The sequence below is a fragment of the Cellulomonas algicola genome, from assembly GCF_003851725.1.
In the GTDB taxonomy this organism is placed as follows: Bacteria; Actinomycetota; Actinomycetes; order Actinomycetales; family Cellulomonadaceae; genus Cellulomonas; species Cellulomonas algicola.
Genome location: NZ_BHYL01000498.1, coordinates 1 through 1,459, shown reverse-complemented (window position 1 = coordinate 1,459; position 1,459 = coordinate 1). Strand labels below are relative to the sequence as shown.

Annotated in this window: 1 protein-coding gene; it reads right to left on the bottom strand. The window is 79.4% G+C overall.

Features of this window, described 5'->3' with window-relative positions; genetic code table 11:
* The coding region (locus tag CTKZ_RS21115; RefSeq protein ID WP_503825981.1) for an SMC hinge domain-related protein at positions 1-1,459 on the bottom strand (1,459 nt) is incomplete at both ends.

Genomic DNA, 1,459 nt, shown 5'->3' with positions numbered 1-1,459 from the left:
CTCGGCGGCCTTCTGCCGCGCGGCGCGCTCGGCCTCGGCGGCACGCTCGAGCGACGCGGCGCGCCCCGACAGGGCCCGCGCGCGCTCCTCGCTCGTGCGCAGGGTCAGGCGGGCCTCGGTCTCGCGCGAGCGCGCGCCCGTGGCCAGGCCGGCCAGGGAGTCGCGGCGCTCGGTCGCCTCTGCGATGGTCGCCTCGGTGTCGACGGGCTCGTCCTCGGCGACCGCGAGGCGAGCGGTGAGGTCGGCGAGCTCCGCGGCGTCCGACTCCAGGGTCGCGGAGGCGGCCGTGAGCGACGCCTCGACGCGGTCGGCCTCGGCGCGCGCGGCCCGGACGGCGGACCCCAGGTGGCCGAGCTGCTCCGCCACGGCGGCCAGTGCGGCGTCGGACTCGTTGAGCCGGGCGAGCGTGCGGTCGTGCTCGTCGCGGGCGTGCTGCTGCTCGGCGGTCGCGCCGGCGATCTCGAAGCGGAGACGTTCCGCGGTGGCCGTCGCCTCGTCCGCGCCGGAGCGGGCCTGGTCGAGCGCGGCCTGCAGGTGCAGCGCGCTCGGTGCGGTCGCCGACCCGCCGGACGCGCGATGCCGGGACAGGACGTCGCCCGCGCGGGTCGCGACGACGAGGTGCGGGTGCTGCGCGACGAGCGCGCGGGCGGTCGCGAGGTCGTCCACGACGACGACGTCGGCGAGCAGCGCGCGGACGGTCGCCTGGACGAGCGGCGGGGCGGTGACCAGGTCGACCGCACGGTCGGCGCCGGGCGGCAGGTCCACCACGGGACCCGCGTCGGGCGCGCCCGCGACCAGCAGCGTCGCGCGTCCGGCGTCCTCGGTGCGCAGCCACCGCAGCGCGTCCACGGCGGCGTCGACCGACTCGACCGCGACACCGTCGGCGAGGGCACCGAGCGCCGCGACGACTGCCTCCTCGTCGCGCGCGTCGACCGCGAGCAGCGCCGCGACCGACCCGACCGTGCCCGTGAGGCCGTCGGCGGCGAGCAGCGCACCCGCGCCGTCCTTGCGCGTGAGGCTGAGCTCGAGCGTCTCGGCCCGCGCGACGAGCGCCCCGTGCTCACGCTCGGCCTCGGACAGCCGCTGCTGCAGGTCCGTGAGCCGCTCGGTCGCGACGTCGAGGGCCTCGGCGGCGGCCTCGTGCGCGGCGTCGAGCCCCTCCTCGCCGGCCTCGACGCCCGCGACCTCGGACTCGAGCGCGACGAACTCGGTGTGCGCGGTGGCCTCGCGCTCCCGGGCAGCGGCGAGCGTCTCGTGCAGGCGCCCGATCTCGGCCTGGGTCGCCTCGACGCGGCTGCGGCGGGCGGCGACCTGACCGGCGAGCCGGGCGACGCCCTCGCGCCGGTCGGCGGCACCGCGCAGCGCGGTCGCGAGCTCCTTCTCCGCGGCCGCCGCCGCCTGCTCGGCCTCCTGGCGGGCCGTCACCGCGGCCTCGAGTGCGACGCGTGCGAGGTCGACC